This window comes from Sphaerisporangium sp. NPDC005289 (assembly GCF_040607455.1).
Lineage (GTDB): Bacteria > Actinomycetota > Actinomycetes > Streptosporangiales > Streptosporangiaceae > Sphaerisporangium > Sphaerisporangium rhizosphaerae.
Genome location: NZ_JBEXGS010000002.1, coordinates 513824 through 533219 on the forward strand (window position 1 = coordinate 513824; position 19396 = coordinate 533219).

The 19396-nt window shown below is 74.2% G+C and carries 15 protein-coding genes; 9 read left to right on the forward strand and 6 right to left on the reverse strand.

Features of this window, described 5'->3' with window-relative positions:
• Positions 1 to 95: 95 nt before the first annotated feature.
• Complete coding sequence (locus tag ABZT47_RS05020) at positions 96 to 1913, reverse strand: methylmalonyl-CoA mutase family protein (protein ID WP_354836294.1); 1818 nt, start codon at positions 1911 to 1913, stop codon at positions 96 to 98.
• A 101-nt stretch (positions 1914 to 2014) separates the two neighbouring features.
• A complete protein-coding gene (locus tag ABZT47_RS05025; RefSeq protein WP_354836296.1) occupies positions 2015 to 2797 on the reverse strand; it encodes an N-acetylmuramoyl-L-alanine amidase in 783 nt (260 codons plus the stop codon).
• Between the two features lie 236 nt (positions 2798 to 3033).
• Here ABZT47_RS05025 and ABZT47_RS05030 point away from each other — a divergent pair, with 236 nt between their 5' ends.
• A complete protein-coding gene (locus ABZT47_RS05030) occupies positions 3034 to 4143 on the forward strand; it encodes a DUF5925 domain-containing protein (protein WP_354836298.1) in 1110 nt (369 codons plus the stop codon).
• 18 nt (positions 4144 to 4161) lie between these two features.
• Here ABZT47_RS05030 and merB read toward each other — a convergent pair whose 3' ends face one another.
• The 3 genes from merB to ABZT47_RS05045 are packed head-to-tail and all read right to left on the reverse strand — an operon-like array spanning position 4162 to position 7407.
• A complete protein-coding gene (gene merB, locus ABZT47_RS05035) occupies positions 4162 to 4824 on the reverse strand; it encodes an organomercurial lyase (protein ID WP_354836300.1) in 663 nt (220 codons plus the stop codon).
• A gap of 47 nt (positions 4825 to 4871) precedes the next feature.
• Positions 4872 to 6962 (reverse strand): caspase family protein, encoded by a 2091-nt coding sequence (locus ABZT47_RS05040; RefSeq protein WP_354836302.1) that lies wholly within the window; start codon positions 6960 to 6962, stop codon positions 4872 to 4874.
• A complete protein-coding gene (locus ABZT47_RS05045) occupies positions 6955 to 7407 on the reverse strand; it encodes a hypothetical protein (protein ID WP_354836304.1) in 453 nt (150 codons plus the stop codon). Before ABZT47_RS05045 ends, ABZT47_RS05040 begins: the two co-directional genes overlap by 8 nt.
• A gap of 253 nt (positions 7408 to 7660) precedes the next feature.
• Here ABZT47_RS05045 and ABZT47_RS05050 point away from each other — a divergent pair, with 253 nt between their 5' ends.
• The 6 genes from ABZT47_RS05050 to ABZT47_RS05075 all read left to right on the forward strand — a co-directional run bounded on the left by ABZT47_RS05050 (position 7661) and on the right by ABZT47_RS05075 (position 15548).
• Positions 7661 to 8776, forward strand: coding sequence for a C39 family peptidase (locus ABZT47_RS05050; RefSeq protein ID WP_354836306.1), 1116 nt, complete (start codon positions 7661 to 7663; stop codon positions 8774 to 8776).
• Positions 8777 to 8811: 35 nt separating this feature from the next.
• The gene (locus tag ABZT47_RS05055) at positions 8812 to 10644 is read left to right on the forward strand and encodes a prolyl oligopeptidase family serine peptidase (RefSeq protein ID WP_354836308.1); all 1833 of its coding nucleotides are present in this window, start codon (positions 8812 to 8814) and stop codon (positions 10642 to 10644) included.
• Complete coding sequence (locus ABZT47_RS05060; RefSeq protein ID WP_354836310.1) at positions 10641 to 12005, forward strand: M20/M25/M40 family metallo-hydrolase; 1365 nt, start codon at positions 10641 to 10643, stop codon at positions 12003 to 12005. The genes ABZT47_RS05055 and ABZT47_RS05060 overlap by 4 nt, the downstream gene beginning before the upstream one ends.
• A gap of 333 nt (positions 12006 to 12338) precedes the next feature.
• Positions 12339 to 12953: an SgcJ/EcaC family oxidoreductase gene (locus tag ABZT47_RS05065; RefSeq protein WP_354836312.1), complete on the forward strand. Its 615-nt coding sequence runs from the start codon at positions 12339 to 12341 to the stop codon at positions 12951 to 12953.
• 202 nt (positions 12954 to 13155) lie between these two features.
• The gene (locus ABZT47_RS05070; RefSeq protein ID WP_354836314.1) at positions 13156 to 14919 is read left to right on the forward strand and encodes a hypothetical protein; all 1764 of its coding nucleotides are present in this window, start codon (positions 13156 to 13158) and stop codon (positions 14917 to 14919) included.
• 62 nt (positions 14920 to 14981) lie between these two features.
• Positions 14982 to 15548, forward strand: a complete 567-nt coding sequence (locus ABZT47_RS05075) for a hypothetical protein (RefSeq protein WP_354836316.1) — start codon at positions 14982 to 14984, stop codon at positions 15546 to 15548.
• Between the two features lie 162 nt (positions 15549 to 15710).
• Here ABZT47_RS05075 and ABZT47_RS05080 read toward each other — a convergent pair whose 3' ends face one another.
• A complete protein-coding gene (locus ABZT47_RS05080) occupies positions 15711 to 16460 on the reverse strand; it encodes a fasciclin domain-containing protein (RefSeq protein ID WP_354836318.1) in 750 nt (249 codons plus the stop codon).
• 841 nt (positions 16461 to 17301) lie between these two features.
• Between ABZT47_RS05080 and ABZT47_RS05085 the strand changes: the two genes are divergently transcribed.
• Positions 17302 to 17796, forward strand: coding sequence for a hypothetical protein (locus ABZT47_RS05085; RefSeq protein ID WP_354836320.1), 495 nt, complete (start codon positions 17302 to 17304; stop codon positions 17794 to 17796).
• A 112-nt stretch (positions 17797 to 17908) separates the two neighbouring features.
• Positions 17909 to 19288, forward strand: coding sequence for an acyltransferase (locus ABZT47_RS05090; protein WP_354836322.1), 1380 nt, complete (start codon positions 17909 to 17911; stop codon positions 19286 to 19288).
• Positions 19289 to 19396 lie beyond the last annotated feature (108 nt).

Consider the following 19396-nt stretch of genomic DNA (forward strand, 5'->3'; position numbering starts at 1 on the left):
CTCGGCCCAGCGCGCGACCTCGCCGCGCGGGTCCGCGGATGATCGCTCGCCGGGTGCTCCGTCCGGCGTCAGCGGCGTCTGCGTGAAGTCGGGAATCACGGGGCGACCCCCAGGTCGTCGAAGGTGGTGCGGAGCACGTCGAGCACGTCGCAGCCGGCGTGCAGGACGGCGTCCACTCCCTCATAGTGGCCCCTCCCCGCCAGCCACACCTTCCTTGCCCCCGCCCCGGCGAGTGCGGCGGCGACCGCCTCGGCGTGCTCGGCGTACAGCCGGTCACTGGAGCACAGGCAGGCGACGGCGGAGCCGCTGCGGGCGAACTCCCCGGCGATCGCCGCCGGGTCGGTGCTCGCGCCGCCGGTGAGGGTGGCGATGCCGCCGGAGCGGAACAGGTTGGCGGCGAAGGAGGCCCGCGCGGTGTGCGCGGCCACCGGGCCGATGGTGGCGAGGAACACCAGCGGCCGCTCGCCGGCGCGGTCGGCGCGGTCGCGCAGCGCCTCGAACTCCTGCGCGTAGTGGACGCGGGGCAGGCCGCCGCCGGCCGGCTCGGGCGCGGGCTCGCGCACCGGGCGCCGCTCGTCCAGGTGGGGGAACTCGCTGACGCCGGTGATCGGCCGCACGCGGCGGGCGACGTCGCGGGAGCGGCGGGCCCAGGTGGCGGCCAGGTGCTCGGGGATCAGCCGTCCGAGCGCCGCCTCGGCGCCTCCGGCGCGCTCGATCTCCTGGAACCACTCCCACGCCTTGCCCGCCAGGTCGGCGGTGAGCCGCTCGGCGTACCAGGAGCCGCCGGCCGGGTCGGCGACGCGGGCGACGCCGGCCTCCTCGACCAGCAGCGACTGGGTGTTGCGCGCGATGCGCCGGGCGAAGGCGTCGGGCAGGCCGAGGCGGGCGTCGAAGGGCTGGACGGTGACGGCGTCCGCGCCGCCGACGCCGGCGGCGAAGCAGGCGAGGGTCGTGCGCAGCATGTTCACCCACGGGTCGCGTGCGGTCATCATCGCCGAGGAGGTGACCGCGTGCTGGAGCTGCCCGCCCAGGGCGGGCGCGCCGCACACCTCGGCGACGCGGGCCCAGAGCATGCGCGCGGCGCGGAACTTGGCGATGGTGAGGAACTGGTCGGCGGTGGCGGCGTACCGGAACTCGAGCTGCCCGAGCGCCTCCTCCAGCGTCAGGCCGCCGTCGGTGAGGGCGCGCAGGTAGGCGACGCCGGTGGCCAGGGAGCAGCCGAGCTCCTCGGCGTCGGAGCCGCCCGCGTCGTGGTAGGGCGTGGCGTCAACGGTGATCGCGCGCAGCGAAGGGACGTCCTTGGCCCGCCGGGCGAGGGCGACGGCCTCGGGCAGCGGCGCCGGCGTGCCCGTGCGGGCCCGCAGGCCGATCGGGTCGGCGCCGAGGTTGCCGCCCGCCGGGGCGGTGCCGCGCTGGTCGGCCAGGCGCAGGTAGACCTCGGCGGCCTCCGTGGTGGCGGCGCCGGCGGAAAGGACGACGGGGGCGAGGTCGAGGTAGACCCCGTCCAGCATCCGGGGCAGCGCGGAGGGGGGCGGGCCGCCCTCGCCGAGGACCAGCCACAGCGAGGTGACGCCGTTCTCCAGGTCGGCGAGCACGGCCTCGCGGGTGACCGCGGGGTCGGGGTGGGCGTGGCGCTGGCGCACGTCCCAGCCGGACAGCGCGCCGCCGAGGGGGCGGGCGCCCCGGACGTAGGGGGCGAACCCCGGCAGGCCGGGATCGCCGGGCAGGTCGGAGGCGTCGTACAGCGGTCTGAGCGTCACCCCGTCGTAGGTCGTGTGCGCCAGCGCCTCCTCAGGGGAGTCGACCTCCGCGCCGGACCTGCGCAGCACTCCGACGGCCGCGCGCCGCCACTCCTCCCGGGTGCCGGGCGCGAAGCCCGCCCCCGGGCGGAACTCCTCATGCTCCACCGTCATGACATGGATCGTAATGGCCCCCCGTCATGACAGGAATCGGCGGTGGCGGCCGGCCGTGCCGTCCCCGGGACCGCGTCACCGGACCGCGCCGCCGGGCGGGCTCAGGTGATGGGGGCCTCGAAGGAGGCGTTCCAGGTCTGCCTGCCGACGATGCCGTCGGCGTCGAGCTTCTGCTGCTTCTGGAAGTCCAGGCAGACCTCCCGGGAGGCCGGGCCGTAGGCGCCGTCGGCGTCGATGGTGAAGCCGCGCTTGTCCATCTGGGCCTGCCAGGTGCGCACGTCGTCGCCGTGCATGACCGGCGGGTACTTCAGCAGCCTGCCGGGCCACTGCGGGTGCTGCTCCGGGGGGTTCTGCGGGCCGGGTCCGCCGGCGCCGCCGGGGCGCGGGGCGCCCTTGCGCACCCACGCGTACAGCGGCTCGCCGGGGCAGTCGGTGGAGTAGCCGTCGCGGTGCCCCTTGATCTCGGTGCCGGCCTTGCCCTGCTTGCGCAGGTATTCGATGGCGTCGACTATGCCCTCGAGCATGGCGTCCGGCGGCTGGACCAGGCCGCTGTTGCCCACCAGGCCGAGGACGGCGTAGTGGTCGCTGTTCAGCCCGGCGCCGTTGGCGGCGGGCAGGTGGTGGGGGCCGCGCCCGACGAAGACCTTGCGGTGGGGGCAGGCCACCATCGAGTATCCGATGTCGAGCCAGCCGTTGCCGTCCATGTGGAAGTTCTGGATGGACTTCACCATGGCGACGCATTTGGCGTGGTCGTTCACGATCGCGGGGTCGACCCGGCCGCCGGTGTAGTGCACCTTGACGCCACGATTCTCGGTCACCGTCGAATAGGAGCCGCGCGGGGCACGGGCGCCCCAGGCTTCGCGCGACACGAGGTCGATTGCCACAGAGTTCTCTCCTGGTGGTGCGACGTGTATGCGGACTCAGGGCCACTGTCCACCGGAAGAGACGTCAAACTGTCTCCGAAGGGTTCCCAGCGCATCGAATCCGCATGGACACCCTAGCTACCGACACAACACCACATGGGGTGATTTACCAATCACGCATCGGGAGTGGGCGGTTTCGGACAGGCGTACGGGAAAATCCGTGGACTCGCCCCATGGGCGGCCGGAATCATGAATATATGTCCGTTGTGGAGGAGGTCCGTTTCCCCGCCGCCGAAGCCCTGCCGATGAAGGTATGGCTCGACGACGGCGACTCGCCGGTCGATGTCATCGACGCGCTCGCGCTGTCCCCGTTCGCCACGGGGAACCAGCCGTGGGCGCGCACCGCCAACCTGGAGAGGGTGCGCCCCGACGCCCCGCTCATGCCCGCACGCGCCCGGCTCACCCGCTCCGCCAAGGAGGACGACGGCCGCGACTCGCGGCTGGCGTGCGGCGACGGCTGGACGCTGCGGGTCGTACGGTTCCGCAACCGCACGGCCGTGCTCACCGTCACCGCCGTCAGCGACGAGCTGGCGCGCTCTGTGCTGGAGGAGTCCACCAGGGACGCCGTCGAGCCGCTGCCGCAGGACACCGACCACGTGGAGATGGGGTTCTGGTGGACGGGCGCCCACGGCCCGCGCCGCACGCAGCGGCCGATCAGCGCGCCACGCTGGCCGTCGATCAAGGAGAACTACACCCGCGGGGCGGGCGAGTCGCTGGAGCGCCTGATGGCGGTCACCCCCACGGAGATCAACGGCCGGCTCATCCTCCTGCACGGGCCGCCCGGCACCGGCAAGACGACGGCCCTGCGCGCGCTGGCCAGGCAGTGGTCCGGCTGGTGCCAGGTGGACTGCGTGCTGGACCCCGAGCGGCTGTTCGCCGAGCCCGGCTACCTGATGGAGGTCGCCGTCGGGTACGACACCGACGACGACGACCACCGCTGGCGGCTGCTGGTGCTGGAGGACTGCGACGAGCTGATCCGCGCGGAGGCCAAGGAGGCCACCGGCCAGGGCCTGTCGCGGCTGCTCAACCTGACCGACGGCCTGCTCGGCCAAGGCAGGGACGTGCTGGTGGCGGTGACCACCAACGAGGACCTGGCCCGGCTGCACCCGGCGGTCGTGCGCCCCGGGCGGTGCCTGTCGCAGGTGGAGGCCGGCCGCATGTCGGCCGAGGAGGCCGCCGCCTGGCTCGGCGCCGCGGACGGCGTGCCGCGCTCGGGGGCGACGCTGGCCGAGCTGTACGCCCTGCGCTCCGGCCGCGCGCCCGCCGCGTCGGCGGCGCCGGCGGAGTCCACCGGCCTGTACCTGTGACCCTTCTGGGCGGGCGCCTCAGGCGCCCGCCCAGAAGGGCCCGACGAGGCCGAGCTCCTGGAACAGCGCTCGCGCCTCGTCGGGCGTGCGCCGGCGGTACTCCCTGGTGAGCCGGCCGGCGTACCAGCGGGTGGCCAGCAGCCACAGCGTGCGCATGTCGAGGATCGCGCCGCGCGGGCGGCGGTTCTGGCGCAGCCACCGCCCGACGTGCTCCTCCGAGCAGAACAGCGCCTGGTGCGCGCAGGTGTAGACCACGTCGTCCCACATGCGCGGAATGGGGACCAGGAAGTGGGCGACCAGGTCGACGGCCGGGTGCTCGTCGGGGCACACGTCCACGGCCAGCGCCCTGCCGCAGCCGGGACAGTGCGTCGCCACCAGGCACTCGCGGCCGACCAGCGCGGGGATGGCGAAGGAGTCCCAGGCGCAGCCGCCCCACCACTTCACCCGGTCGTCGGTGACGACGAAGCCGAGGGACACGGCCGACCACGGGTGGGCCATGAGGATGCCGCGCCGGTCGGCGTCCAGGACGATCAGGTGGCCGTCGTGCAGCGCCCCGAGCGCCTCCAGCGCCACGGGCACCTCCAGCCCGAACTCCCTGGCGACGTCCTGCGGGCGCGGCGGCTCCCCCCGCTCGGCGAACCACCGGTAGACGAACATCCGCACGTCGGCAAGATCGCGCATGGAACCGACCTACCCGCTCCGACCGGCCGCGATGCCACCCGGCCGGCCTAAAGGCCACTCGACCACAGCGCGGCGGCCCGCTCGTAGGCGTCGTGGACGTCGTCACCGAACCCCGGCGAGTAGATCCGGTCGAACCGCCGGTCGCCGTCGGCGTCGGCGTATCCGGCGACGACGCCCGCCACGTACCCGAGATGTTTCCCTTTGTCGTACCGGATGAGCAGGGGTCCGCCGTCGGCGCCGGGAGTGAACGGACAGGACAGCACATCTCCCCGCGGGATCCTGCCGGAGGAGGAGGCGGCCCGGATGGTGCCGGCACACCACTTGGGCGTCACGCCCGTGTAGCCGCGGTCGCCGTCGGGATGCGCCCCCGCCGGATACCCGAAGGCGTACGCCGAACTGTCGCCGTCGAGGTTCCAGGCCAGCCCTTGCCCGCCCACGGTGTCCCCGAGCCGTTCGCCGTTCGTGCCGTTGTACACGACCACGAAGGCGACGTCGTGCGCCTGATCCCCCGAACGCAGGAAACGCGTGTCCACCGAGGCCGCCCTGCCGACGTAGAGGCCGTAGGGCTTCCTGCCCTCGTAGAAGCCCGGGACGAATGCCCAGCCCTCGCGCGCGCGCCCCGTCGCCGGGTCATAGACGCAGTGGGCGGCCGTGAGGACCACGTTGTGGTACTTGGACTGCACCGAGGTGGCGGAACACCAGTGCCGCTCGCCCCCCACCCGGAAGAAGACCTTGCCGAGAGTTTTCGGGAACCGCACCTCGCCCGCCTTGTCGCGTAGCGGCGGCGCCACCTCCAGGCCCGTCTTGTAGGGGCGCACGCTCGGCGCGTAGGCGAAGTACGTGGCGGTCCTGAGCGCCGGGTCGGTCCACTCGGCCACCACGTCACGCCCCGCCTGCGTGGTGGCCGCCAGCGCGAGGGTCCCCTTGGGCAGGTCGGAGGCGGAGGTGTGGGAGGGCGAACCGCCCGGGGAGGGGGTGGAGGAGGGGTGGCCGGACGAGGTCGTGGCGTTCGGGCCGGGAGTACCGGCGAGCACGGTGGACAGCATTCCGGGCAGCACCGTCCACGCGGCCACCGCGGCCGCGGCGAGGGCACCCCCGGACGCCAGCAGCACCGGCACGCGTCGCCCCGGGCGGCCCCGTCTCGTCCCGGCGAGGAGCGCCGCCACGCCGAATCCGCGCCGGGCCGTGACGCGCCGGCCGGTGTCCCCGGCTCGGCCGCCGTGCACGGGTGTGCGCGTCTCCGAGTCCCGGCCGGACTCGCCGGACGTCCCGCTCTCCCCGGCCGGAAACCGCCCGGACTCAGGCTCTCCTGGCCTCCAGGGCGCCCGCGAGGGGCCGTCGTCCCCTCGCACGTGAGGTCTCGGGCTGCGGGCGACGTGGAGGGTGCCCTCGATGTCGCCGCGCATCTTGGGCGTCTGCTGCGGGAAGCCGGCGCGGACCCGGTCGTAGACGTAGTCGTACAGCTCCCCGACGTCCACGTAGCCGTCGCCGTCCCGGTCGGCCTCGCCGCTGCGCAGCCCGTGGATGAGCGCCTCGGAGAAGACCGACGAGGCGCCGCCGGCCAGGCGCGTGACGCCTGCCGGCCTGTTGCCGTCGTCCACCTCGAAGGCGTACTCCAGCTCGGAGGTGGCCGTGAGCACGACCCGCCCCCGCCCGGACAGGCGCTCGACCACGTCCACCGGGGCCGCGCCGCGGTGCCGCGTGCCGAAGGGGAACGCGCCGGAGTAACAGCAGTCCAGCGCGACGACGATGCGGCGCGAGCGCGACCGGTGCATCTGGGCGCGCACGAACTCGGCGGCGACCGACGTGGAGGCCATACGGGTTCTGAGCGAGTCGCGGGCGGCGAAGGACAGCACCCCGAAGTCGTCTTTGTACCCGTGACCGGACAGATACAGGAACAGCAGGTCGTCGCGTCCCCGGCCGTCGAAGAAGTCCTCGACGGCCAGGTGTAGTTCCCCGGCCGGCCGGTTGTGCAGGACGCGCACGGCGTAGCCGCCGATCAGCGGGTCCGCCAGCACCGCGGCGAGCGCCGCGGCGTCGCTGCCGGGCGTGCGCAGGTGGCCGAAGGCCGGGTCGTCGTAGTGGTCGGTGGCGATGAGGAGCGCGTACGCGCGGGTCCCGCCGGACGGGCTAACCACGCCGGTCCCGCTCCTGTCCGGCCTCCAGCGCGTCCGGCTTCGCCTCCGCCGCGTCCTTAAGCGCCTCCGCCGCGCGCCGCGTGGTCTCCGCGTCCATCGCGAGCAGCATGGCGTCGATGATCCGCCGCTGCTGCTCGGCGGTGAGGCCGGTGACCTCCAGCGACCGGTCGCCGTCGCTGATCTTCGCCTGCCGGCCGGCGCCACGCGTGGTCCATTCGCGGACGGCCTGCACGACCGCGACCAGGACGGCCGAGTTGGCCAAGGTCACGACCAGTGTGCCGATGAGGGACCCGTCGCCCTTGGCCCCGGCGGGCGCCCGCCCGGCCGGAAAGGCCACGTCGTCCACGGAAAGCTCCAGCAGGTGCGCCCGCAGGCGCGAGGCGGCCTCGTACACCTCCTGATCGTCCGCCCCTGCCATCAGCAGGTCCACCAAAATGGCATGCAAAATCGAACTCCCTATCACATGCCCCCGAATCACATCAAACCGACTGAAAGTAATGACGGCGCCAAAGAGTCAAATAAGCAGATAAACCGTCCCCTTTGCCTCCCTTGTCGCGCCGCGACACCGTAATGGACGGCCGAGAACGGAGGGAGGTTGCCAAGCGGCGCCCACCACCGGGCGGCTGGGCTCGCGGCGAGGTGTCAGATACGTAAACCATCCGATGCGCCGCACTGCGGGCGAAACCACAATCGACAGCGTGGTCAAGCCGTCCGCCGACACGCTTCCCGTGGCCTTCCACCGATGGACCGACGTGGTCCCCTCGGAGAGCGGCGTCACGTCCTACCTCGACCCCTTCGGCGGTTCGGCCACCACGTGGCCCTACCGCCGCTGGACCTCCGAGGAGCGCGAGATCGGCTTCCCGGCGACCGAGCTGGTGCCCTCGTGGACGGCCGCCGCGCCGCCGGGCTCCTGGCTGCGCGTCGAGCTGCGGGCGCGCACCGTCACCGGCGGCCTGACCAAGTGGTACGACATGGGGCGCTGGGCCGAGGGCGGCGGCGACATCCACCGCACCTCGCTGCCCGGCCAGGGCGACGAGGACGGCGACGTCGCCGTGGACACCTTCGTCGCCCGGCGGCCCGTCTCGAGCTACCGGCTGCGCGTCACGCTGCACGGCCCCGGAGCGGCGGTGCGCTCGGTCGGGGTGATGGCCTCGGCGCTGCCCACGCGCGCCGGCGTCCCGCCCAGCGTGCCCGGCCCCGCGGCCGGCGTCGAGCTGAGCGTGCCGCCGCGCTCGCAGCGCCTGCACGCCGGCCACTACCCCGAGTGGGGCGGCGGCGGCGAGGCGTGGTGCAGCCCGGCCTCGACGACGATGGTGCTGCAATACTGGGGACGCGGGCCCAGCGCCGACGACCTGCTGTTCGTCGATCCCGGCGACCCGTGTCCCGCCGTGGACCACGCGGCGCGCGACATGTACGACCACAGCTACCAGGGCACCGGCAACTGGCCGTTCGGCGTCGCCTACGCCGGGCGGTACGGGCTCGCGGGGTTCGTCACCCGCCTGCGCTCGCTCACCGAGGTCGAACGCCTCGTCGCGGCCGGCATCCCGGTGATCACCTCCCAGTCGTTCAAGGAGCACGAGCTGCCGGGGTCGGGCTACTCCACGCGCGGCCACCTGATGGTCGTCACCGGGTTCACCGCCGATGGTGACGTCATCGCCAACGACCCGGCCGGCGCCTCCGACGACACGGTCAAGAGAACCTATCCGCGGGCCGCGTTCGAGAACGTGTGGTTACGGACCACGAGCAGCGGGGGAATCGTCCATGTCGTCCACCCGCACGACATCCCGCTCCCATCCTCGGAGGGCAACTGGTGATCCGGTCTCCCATCACTGCCGTTGACGTCGCACGCGTGGACGCCCGCCCGTTCTGGGTGGAGATCGTGCCCACCGCCGGCGGTGAGGAGGTCTGGTGGGACGAGCCGCGCCCGGCCGAGGGCGGGCGGCGCTGCGTCGTCCGGCGCGGCCCGGACGGCGAGATCCACGACGTCCTGCCGCCGGGCTGGAACGCCCGCAACCGGGTGATCGAGTACGGCGGCCGCTCCTGGCGTCCACTGCCCGGCGGCGGCCTGGTCTTCACCAACTGGCAGGACCAGCGGCTGTACCTCCTGCGGCCCGGCGCCGGCCCCGTGCCGCTCACCCCTCCCGGCCCGTCGCGCTACGCCGACCTTGTCGTGTACGGCGAGGAGGTGTGGTGCGTGCGCGAGACCGAGGACGAGCGCGACCTGGTCGCCGTCCCGCTGGAGGGCGGGCCCGCGCGCGTGGTGGTCAAGGCGCAGCACTTCATCTTCAACCCGCGGGTCTCCCCCGGCGGCGGCCAGATCGCCTGGATCGGCTACGACCACCCCGCCATGCCCTGGGACGGCACCTCGCTGTGCGTGGCCCCGCTGCGGGAGGACGGCACCGCCGGGCCCCACCGCGTGGTGGCCGGCGGGCCCGAGGAGGCGGTGGCGCAGGCCGAGTGGCGCGACGACGGCGCCCTGTACGCCGTGACCGACCCGACCGGCTGGTGGAACCTCCACCTGGTCACGCTGGACGGCGCCCCGCCGCGCAACCTCACCCCGCGGCCGCAGGAGTTCGGCGACGCGGCCTGGAAGCTCGGCTACCAGTGGTTCACCCTGGCCGGCGACCGCGTCGTGACCGTGCACGGCACCGCCGACGGCAAGCGGCTGGGCGTGCTGGACCCGGCCACCGGCGAGATCGCCGACGTGGGCGGCGCCTACACCTACTGGGCGCCGGCGCTGTCGGCCTCCCCCGGCGGCGGCGCCGTCGTCGCGGTCGGCGGGTCGCCGCTCAGGCCGTTCGAGGTGGTCCGCGTCGAGCTGTCCACCGGGGCCCACGAGGTGCTGTCGCGTGCCAAGGAGCTGCCCGACCCGGCGGTGCTGCCGGTGCCGCGCGCGATGGAGTTCGACGGCGTGCACGCCCATGTGTACCCGCCGGCCGGCGCCGTGGAGGGCGTCGCCTCGCCGTACGTGATGTTCGTCCACGGCGGCCCCACCGGGTCCAGCCCGATGGTGTTCGACCTGGAGATCGCCTACTTCACCAGCAGGGGAATCGGCGTCGCCGAGGTCAACTACGGCGGCTCCACCGGGTACGGCCGGGCCTACCGCGAGCGGCTGCGTCACAACTGGGGCATCGTGGACGTGCGCGACAGCGAGAGCGTCGCCCGCGGCCTGATCGCCGCCGGGCTCGCCGATGCCGGGCGGGTGGCGATCAGGGGCGGCAGCGCGGGCGGGTGGACGTCGGTGGCCGCGCTGGTGCACAGCGACGTCTTCCGCGGCGCGGTGGCCCACTACGCGATCACCGATCCCGAGGGCTGGGCGCGGGAGACCCACGACTTCGAGTCGCGCTACCTCGACGGGCTCATCGGCCCGCTGCCCGAGACCCGGCAGCGCTACCTCGACCGCTCCCCCACCCTGCACGCCGCCCGCGCCTCCGGGCCCGCCCTGCTCATGCACGGCCTGGAGGACGCCATCGTCGACCCCGGCCAGGCCGAGCGCTTCATCGCCGCGCTGGACGAGCACGGCGGGCGGTGGGCGTATCTCACCTTCCCGGGGGAACAGCACGGCTGGCGGCGGGAGGAGACGATCGTCGCGGCGCTGGAGGCCGAGCTGGCGTTCTACGGGCTCATCTTCGGCTTCCCCACCGACGAGGTGCCGCCGCTGGCACTGAAAGGAAGAACGTGAGCGAGGCGAGGACGACCGGAGCGTACGGGGCACGGGCGAACGGGGCGGGGCCGACCGGCCCGGGCGCGGACGGCGCGACCGGCGTCGCGGGCATCTGCTCCGATCTGCTCAGGATCGACACCACCAACGACGGCACGCCCGGCGGCTCGGGCGAGCGCCAGGCCGCCGAGTACGTGGCCGGGCTGCTGTCGGAGGCCGGCGTGGAGCCGACGGTGTTCGAGTCGGCGCCCCGGCGCACCAGCGTGGTGGCGCGCATCCCCGGCGACAGCCCCGACGCGCTGCTCATCCACGGGCATCTGGACGTCGTCCCGGCCGACCCGGCCGAGTGGCGCACGCACCCGTTCTCCGGCGAGATCGCCGACGGGTGCGTCAACGGGCGCGGCGCGGTCGACATGAAGGGCTCGCTGTCGATGACGCTGGCGCTGGTGCGCGAGTGGGCCCGGCGCGGCGCGCGGCCGAAGCGTGACATCGTGCTGGCGTTCCTGGCCGACGAGGAGGCCACCGGCGAGTACGGCGCCGGGTACGCCGTCACCCGGCACCGCGACCTGTTCGAGGGCTGCACCGAGGCCATCAGCGAGTCCGGCGGCTTCAGCGTGACCGGCCCCCACGGAGGGCGGGTCTACCCGGTGGCGGTCGGCGAGCGCGGCACGGCGTGGATGAAGGTCACCGCGCACGGCGTGGCCGGGCACGGCTCCAAGCCGCCGGTGGACAACCCGGTGGCCGAGCTGTGCCGGGCGCTCGCCCGCCTGGCCGACCACCGGTGGCCGGTGCGCCTCACCCCGGCCGTCGCCACGCTGATCAGCGACCTGGGCAAGGCGCTCGGGACGAGCATCGACCTCGACCGGCTGGACGAGGAGGCCGAGCGGCTCGGCCGGGCCGGCACCCTGTTCAAGGGCGTGATCCGCAACTCGGCGAACCCCACCATGCTGGAGGCCGGCTACAAGGTCAACGTGATCCCCGGCACGGCCGAGGCGCACGTGGACGGCAGGTTCCTGCCCGGCTTCCGCGAGGAGTTCCTGGAGACCGTCGACCGGCTGCTCGGGCCCAAGGTCACCCGGGAGTTCGTCAGCTTCGGCGACGGAGTGGCCTCGCCCACCGAGGGGCTGTTCGACGAGCTGTGCGGGGCGCTGCTGGCCGAGGACCCCGAGGGGCGGCCGGTGCCGTACGTCATGACCGGGGGCACCGACGCCAAGTCCTTCGCCACGATCGGCATCCGCGGGTACGGCTTCGCGCCGCTGATGCTGGACCCGGGGCTGGACTACTTCGGCATGTTCCACGGCGTGGACGAGCGGGTGCCGGTCGCCGGACTGGAGTTCGGCGTCCGCGTGCTGGACCGCCTGCTCACCTCTCCCGCCGCCTGAGCCGTCCTGCTCGAAATGGACTAATCCCGACATTACGGGGGAATACTCCAAGCGAGATTTCCCGTAATGTCGGACATGTAGAACAAGGCGCGTTCTGTGCACGACGTGCCCTCGGAGAACAGGCCGAACCTCTCGCACACCTCGCGCCGGAAACGCCCGCCGCCCCTTCTCTCAGGCGGATCGGGCGGCGTGAGACCTCCATCCCTTCCACCGCCGCGCCCTTCGGCATGCGCGCATTCACCGGCGCCCACCGGGACACGTGGCGGTCCTCACCGTTGATCGGACGACGCGCGGATACGTTTGCTGCAGATCCACATCGGACGGGAGCACACGATGGGCCTTCATCGACATGGGCGGGCGTCGCTCCGCCTGGCTCTTGCGGCCGCCCTCGGCTTCGCCTCGACCGGCGCCGCCTCCCCCGCCATAACCTCATCCTCCGGCCCCGCCTCGCCCTCCGGCGCCGTGGCGGCCGCCCCGGGCCAGGCCCCGGCGCCGGCGGCGGCCATGCCCTTCCACACCGCGGACCTCGCCGCCTTCGCGCGCATCCGGCGCGCCCAGGAGGACGCCTGGGCGCGCGGCGACGGCAGGGCGTACGCGGCGCCCTACGCGCCCGACGCCGACCTGATCAACATCCTCGGCGAGAACCTGCACGGCCGCCAGGGCATCGCGGTGGCCCTCCAGCGCTACTTCCAGGGGGCGCTGCGCCACACGCGCGTGCTCGTCAACCAGGAGCGGGTGCGGTTCGTGTCACCGGCCATGGCCGTCATCATCCGCCAGGGCTGCGTGCTCTACGGCGCCGAGAAGGCCTGCCGTCCCGACACCCTGTCGATCAACACCAGCGTCGCGGTCAAGCAGGCCGGCCGATGGCAGATCACCTCCTTCCAGAACACCCTGGTCAGCCCGGCCGCACGAGAGCGGTTCCCGGCCAAGCCGCCTCCCTCCGGCTGACGGCGCGCCACCGGGCAGGCGTCCCTCCCCCCGCCCCTGACGGACGGACGCGCGCCGCCACGCGGCGGCCCGAGCGGACAGGACATCCCTCGGGACCGGTGGATCGACGCGCACGGACCGCGCACGTACGCGTACGTACGCGCACCGACGCGCGGCGGCCGAGCAGAAGAACCAGGCGGCATCGGACAGGAGGACAGCAGGTGTGAGGGCCTACCCCCGCAGGTGGGCGCCGGTGGCCGCCGCCGCCGCGCTGGCGGCCGGCGTCCCGGCGGCGGCCGTTCCCGCGGGCGGCGGCCCGGCGGCGGCCCTGCCCGGGGCCGGCGGCTCGGCGGCGGCGGACGACGTCGTCTTCCCCACCTCCGAGATGACCGGCCTGTCCGCGGTGAGCGGCGTGGTCACCCGCGACGGCGCCGCCCTGCCCGGGGCCGACGTGCTGGCCGTCGCCTACCCGGCCGGCGACGCGCTGGACGTGCCCGAGGGCCGCGCCGTCGGCACGCTGGTCGCCGGGGCGGCGAGCACCGACCGCCTGGGGCGCTTCTCGGTCAACATCGACCCCGCCGCGCTGCCCGCTCCGTACACCGGCGAACGGGGGCAGCTCAACCTGGAGGTGGCCATCTCGGACGGCGCCCGCGAGGTGCGCTGGATGACCACCGCGGTCCGCTCCTCGCACGCCCGCCCCATCGGCGGGACGCCCGCGCGGTGCGGCGCCGCCGTGGGGCGGAGCTGCGATCCCGGCGCCCCGGGCGACCCCGGCGACCCCGTCTATGTCGTCTCCGGCGCCGGCGGGTCGGAACGGCTGGTGGTGGTCGTCCCCACGGCGGAGGGGCGCCCGGTGGTGCCCGTCTGGTCCACCGCCTCCAGCGAGGCGGCCGGGGTGTCGGTCCCCCGGCAGCTCCGCGTCGACCTGGGCGCCGATCCGACGGCCGCCGACGCCAACGACGACCCGGCCGCCTGGGTGTCCGCGCCCGCCGGGGAGGAGGTCACCCCCGAGGGCGAGGCCGGCGGCCGGACGCCTCCCGGCACACCGTCCCCTCCCCCGTCACGGCCGTCCTCCGCACCGCCAGAACCCACCTCCACACCGTCACGACCGACCCCCGCCCCCTCACGGCCGGCCTCCACCCCCTCACGGCCGACCTCCACCTCGTCACGACCGACCCCCGCCCCCTCACGGCCGGCCTCCGCCCCCTCACGGCCGCTCTCCGCCCCGTCCCCGCCGCCGGCCCCGTCGCGGCCGTTCGGCGCGGCGGCGGCCCGGGGGATCGGCCGCGCGCTCGTCACGCCCCGCGCGCCCGCCTTCCCCGCCATCGCCGCCGCCCTGAAGGACGGCGCGGTCACCGCCGCGCAGATCTCCGCCGGGCGGCTGGCCGCGGCGCGCAGGTCGCCCGGTCCATGCATCCCGCGCGTGGTGAAGCGCCACGACGGGCGCGAGGAGACCTACATGGGGGTCTACGCCTGGTCGGGGGCGCTGGCGACGGTGACCCAGGCGAACGGCGCCGACCACACGCTGAGCACGGGCGCGGCGCGGGCCGGGGGCCGGTGGTCCTCCAACGGCTCGCTCACGCTGACGGTGCGGGCCGGCGACAGCCACACCGCCTCGCGGGTCGCCGACGCGTGGGCCATCGGCACCGTCAACTACGGCGTGCTCGCCAACGGCTGCGACGGCCGGCGGAACCTGGTGCCGCTGAGCCTTGGAGACCCGATCAAACGTTTCGCCCGCGCTTATCATCCGTCGCTGAAAGCGCAGTGCATAACCCTTTATGGGCATTCTTCGGTTTGGGACAAGGACCAGGCGAGAAACGTCGTCATCGGCGGCGGCGTCAGCGTGGCGGGTTTCACCGCTTCGGCGCAGAGCGGATACGATGTCCGCTCGAAACTGTCGTTCCGGCCGACGAAACTCACCCGCCTCTGCGGGAACAGGGGCGCAGGCGTCCGGCTTTCCTCCATCGTCGAGGCGCACAAGGGCTGAACACCATTCCGAGAACACCGCCGGCGACCCGTGGCAGGGGCTCGCCCCGATGGTCCTCCACCGTGGCGCGGTGCCTGGTGCTGCTGTCCGTGGCCGCCTGCGCGGGGCCGGGCGCCGCGCGGAACCCGCAGACGGTCCGGCTGATCGCGCCGCCCGGTGACGGCGGCCGGCAGTCCCTGACGCTGCGGCGCACCGTCCAGGGCATGCCCTACCTGTTCGGGAGCTTCGCCGTCTGCCTGGACCGCGCCGGCGCGGTCGAGGTCACCGGGGTCCGCTTCGAGAACTCGCGCGGGGGCCTGGCCGTCCAGGAGTTCGCGCTCCGGCCGTTCTACCGCGGGTTCGGCGAGGACGGCGTCGGCTGGGGCGAACCCGTCGGCCTTCGGCAGCGCGGCGTCTCCACCGCCTCCCGCACGGTCACCCAGGTCTGCCTGCCGGAGGACTACTCAAGGGTGGAGTTCAGCGAGGTCGTGCTGCAGATCTCCCGCCCCACCGCGACCAGCGCGTGGAGCCCGGGCTTCGTCATCACCTACGACAGCGGGGGCGCCGAGGGCGCCTTCCGAATCCCGTTCGGCATCACCCTGTGCGCGCCGACCGACCGGACCCTGCCCAACTGCCGGCCCGACGCCTGACCGAGCGCCACCCCGCGCTCGCGTGCGCACGAGGCGGGCGCCCGATCCGGCGCCATCCGCCGAGATCGGCTCTGCGAGTGTGGACGGGGCTCCGGCCCGGCGGGCGTGGACGGGCGCCGGCCCCGCCGCGCGCGGCCGGCGCCCGTCCCGGAGCGGTCGCGCTCATCCTCCGGGCTTGAGGACCGAGTCGATGATGTAGACCGTGGCGTTGCGGGTCTGGATCGGCCCGCAGGTCACCTTGGCGTTGTTGACCTTGTAGGTGTCATCGGACTTGCCGACGGTGAGCTTGCCGCCCTCCAGCGACGTGAGCGGGCCGTTCTCCAGGTCGGCCGGGGTCTTGCGCCCCTGGACGACGTGGAAGGTGAGCAGCCGGGTCAGCTGCTGCCGGTTGCCGATGATCCGGTTGAGCTGGTCCTGCGGCACCTTGTTGAACGCGGAGTTGGTCGGGGCGAAGACCGTGATGTCCTTGGCCGAGTTGAGCGTCTCCACCGCGCCCGCCTTCTTCGCGGCGTCGGCCAGCGTGGACAGGTCCGGAATGTGCGACACGGCGGTCGCCAGCGGCTCGCCGGCCAGCTGCGCCGGGCTGCCTGGGCCCGAGGTGGGCAGGGACGCGCAGCCCGGCCCCGAGGGCGAGGCGGCCGGAGCGGTCGGCGAGGGCGACCCCTCGCTCGGCGACCCGGAGGGCGACTCCGAGGGGATCGGCGACCCGGGAGACCCCGACGGCGAGCCCGGTGGCGTCGAGAAGGTCGAGGTGGGAGAGACCGGCGAGGGCACCGGCGTCCGCACCGCTCCCGGCGCCAGCGTGCCGGCTCCCGCGTCCCGTCCGCTCGTGGTGGCGCCGGCTCCGGCGACGGAGGCGGCCGTGAACGACAGTGCCGTTGCGAGCGGAAGGACGAGTAGACGAGTGTTCATGGGTTTCCCCTTTTTGCGCTCTCGTGACGGGCGGTCACCGGGCAGTGGCCACCCCGCGAAGGACGGGCCACCGGGCAGTGGCCACGGCTTCGCTGCCTGGACGGCGGCATGGGAGATCGGCAGAACGGAACGGTGTCGGGGCCGTGGCCGCGGCGGGCGCCCGGCCGGTGGTCTCACCGGCCGGTGATCGGGGCGGCGCGGGTTCGGCCGGCCTGATCGTGAGCCGGCGATCGTCACCGGCTCGCCACGGGCGGGGGTCGCCGGCCCTTCACACCGGCGACGCGACGGTCGGGCGCCGCTCCCGGCCCGCGCCTTCACGGGCCTCGTCCTTCGACGGCCCGCCGGCCGCGTCCGTCGCGGCCCCGGGTGTGTCAGCGGGCGCCCCGTCCCTCGCGCAATCCCCGCGGCGACGGCTTGTATGAGAGGGCCGCACGCGCGTGCCCTCGCTCAGTCAACTGCGCCTTGCGCGCGATCGTTTCGGCAGGCCCCGCGCATCAGCGTCCCTCTCATTATCACCGAGCGCCCTCCCCTCCACCCAAGCCGGCGACCTTGAACCGACAAAAGCTCCGCCATGTCGCCCGCGGCCCGACCGCGCATCACCGGCCACCGGCGTCGTCCGGCGTACCGCCGGTCCCACCGCTCCCATGCGCGGGAGGGCCGGAGCGGGCCGACGACCTTCCGGCGGTTGACCCGGCCGGTCCCCGGCGGCGCGCCGCACCCGAGCCGGCACGCTGCGGGGGGGACCTCGCCCGCTTCGCCACCTGATTCCGCCCGCTTCGCAGGTTCATGGAGGACGATCTCCTCCTCGGAACCTCCACCGCCGCCGGGCGGTAGTGAGGGCATGACGACACCTTCGATGTTCATCGCGGCCCTGGTGGTGGTCCTGACGGCGGGGGCCTGCGCCGATGGCGGCGCCGTGCGGGCCGCGCCCGCGGACGGGGCCTGCCAGGACCGCGCCGCCGGCTCATCGGCCGGGACGCGGGCGCCGGTCCCGTCGTGGGCGAGCGTCAACGCCCCGGGCGGGCTGCCCGTCAGGATGGGCGTGCGAGGCGACGCGCTCGGCTACCTGTTCGCCGATCCGCTGCGGGCCGGGCGGCCCACCGACCCGGCCAACAAGATCCTCTGGTACGTCCGGCAGCCCCGCGACGGCCACCCGCTGGAGATCACCGCCCGTCCGAAGGGCGCCCGGGCCCCGGTCGTCCGGGTCAGCGTGCCTGCCGACTCCGGGCCCGGGGAGATCTACCCGTCCATCGTGGAGGTCCCGTCGGCGGGCTGCTGGGCCCTGGACCTCTCCTGGGGCTCCAACCACGACTCCCTTGAACTGACCTACCTCTGAAGCGGCCTCCGCCTTGTGAGATGACCCGCGCCCTCCGGACCGGGCTCCGGCCGCCACGGACGGCCGGAGCCCGGTCCCGCCGGCGGCGGGCGGGGAAACTAACGTCGGAGGCATGACGACGCGGCCGCGAGACGGGGTCCGCCGGGTGGTCACGGGATGGCGGCGGATGGCCGCCTCCACACCGGCGGGGCGTGACCGGCATGTCGACCTGATCCGCGCCGTCGCGATCGCGGCCGTGGTCACCGGGCACTGGCTGGTCGTGTACGTGACCTGGGGCCCCTCGGGGCCGACGGGCCGCAGCATCCTGGAGCTGGTGCCGTGGACGCACCCGCTGACCTGGATCTTCCAGGTCATGCCGCTGTTCTTCCTGGTCGGCGGGTTCGCGAACGCGGCGTCGCTGACCTCCCACCTCGCGCGCGGCGGGAACGGCACCGGCTGGACGCTGGACCGGGCCGCCCGGCTCGTCCAGCCGACGACGGTCCTGCTGTGCGGGCTGGCGGCCGGGGCCTTCGTGGCCCGGTCCCTCGGCGCCCCGCCGGCGACGGTCGGCACGGCGGTGTGGCTGGCGTCGATCCCGCTGTGGTTCCTGGTGGCCTACATCGCCGTGGTGTTCCTGACCCCGTTCATGTACGGGTTGCACCGGCGGGCGGGGCTGGCGGTGCCCATCGTCCTGGCCGCCATGGTCGGCGCGGACGACGTGGCGCGGCTCGGCTTCGGCGTGCCGTATGTCGGGACGGCGAACTACCTGCTGGCGTGGCTGGCGGTGCACCAGCTCGGCTTCGCCGTGCAGGACGGGCGGCTGCCGTCGCGGTGGCGCGTGGCGCTGCCGCTTGCCGCCGCCGGGCTGGCCGTCCTGGTACTGCTCACCGTGGCCGGCCCCTACCCGGTCAGCATGGTGGGGGTCACCGGGGAGCGCACGCAGAACACCGCTCCGCCGACGCTGGCACTGCTCGCCCTCGCGGTTACGCAGACGGGCGTCGCGTTGTCGCTGCGCGGCCTCGGCAACCGGTGGCTGCGGCGTCCGGGCCCATGGACGGTCGTCGTCGCCGTCAACTCGGTGATCATGACGCTGTTCCTGTGGCACATGACCGCCGTCGTGTTCGGCGTCGCGCTGCTGTACGGCACCGGCGTGCTGCCCTCCGCCGCGCCCGGCTCGGCCTTCTGGCTGCTCCTGCGGATCCCGTGGGTCGCCTGCCTGGCACTGATCCTCGCCGTCCTGGTCGTGGTGTTCGGGCGCTTCGAACGCCGCGCGGACCGGCGGTCCCGCCCCGTCGAGCCGATCCCGGGAGTGTTGCCCGCCACGCTGACCGTCGCGGGGGCCGGCGCCGTGGTGGCCGGGCTGCTCGGCGTCGCGCTGGCCGGTCCCGGCCCCCACGGACCTGCGGGGCTGCCCGCGGGCGTCCTGGCCACCTACCTCGCAGGCGCCGCCCTCCTCGAACTCGTCCGGAGACATCGGCGCCCGGCATCCCGATGCACGACCGTCTCAAGATGATGACCATGGGCTGGATGGCCCAAGGCATCTACTCCCCTCGGGCCGGCCTACGGCCCCTTGGCCGAACTGGATCGAGTCCAGGTTCGCCGCCTGCGGCACTTCGCGCTG

Excerpts from the sequence above, each read along its gene's own strand:
- ABZT47_RS05020 (WP_354836294.1), bottom strand. The coding sequence starts at position 1,913 with ATGACGGTGGAGCATGAGGAGTTCCGCCCGGGGGCGGGCTTCGCGCCC.
- ABZT47_RS05030 (WP_354836298.1), top strand. The coding sequence starts at position 3,034 with ATGTCCGTTGTGGAGGAGGTCCGTTTCCCCGCCGCCGAAGCCCTGCCG.
- merB (WP_354836300.1), bottom strand. The coding sequence starts at position 4,824 with ATGCGCGATCTTGCCGACGTGCGGATGTTCGTCTACCGGTGGTTCGCC.
- ABZT47_RS05065 (WP_354836312.1), top strand. The coding sequence starts at position 12,339 with ATGGGCCTTCATCGACATGGGCGGGCGTCGCTCCGCCTGGCTCTTGCG.
- ABZT47_RS05080 (WP_354836318.1), bottom strand. The coding sequence starts at position 16,460 with ATGAACACTCGTCTACTCGTCCTTCCGCTCGCAACGGCACTGTCGTTC.
- ABZT47_RS05085 (WP_354836320.1), top strand. The coding sequence starts at position 17,302 with ATGACGACACCTTCGATGTTCATCGCGGCCCTGGTGGTGGTCCTGACG.
- ABZT47_RS05090 (WP_354836322.1), top strand. The coding sequence starts at position 17,909 with ATGACGACGCGGCCGCGAGACGGGGTCCGCCGGGTGGTCACGGGATGG.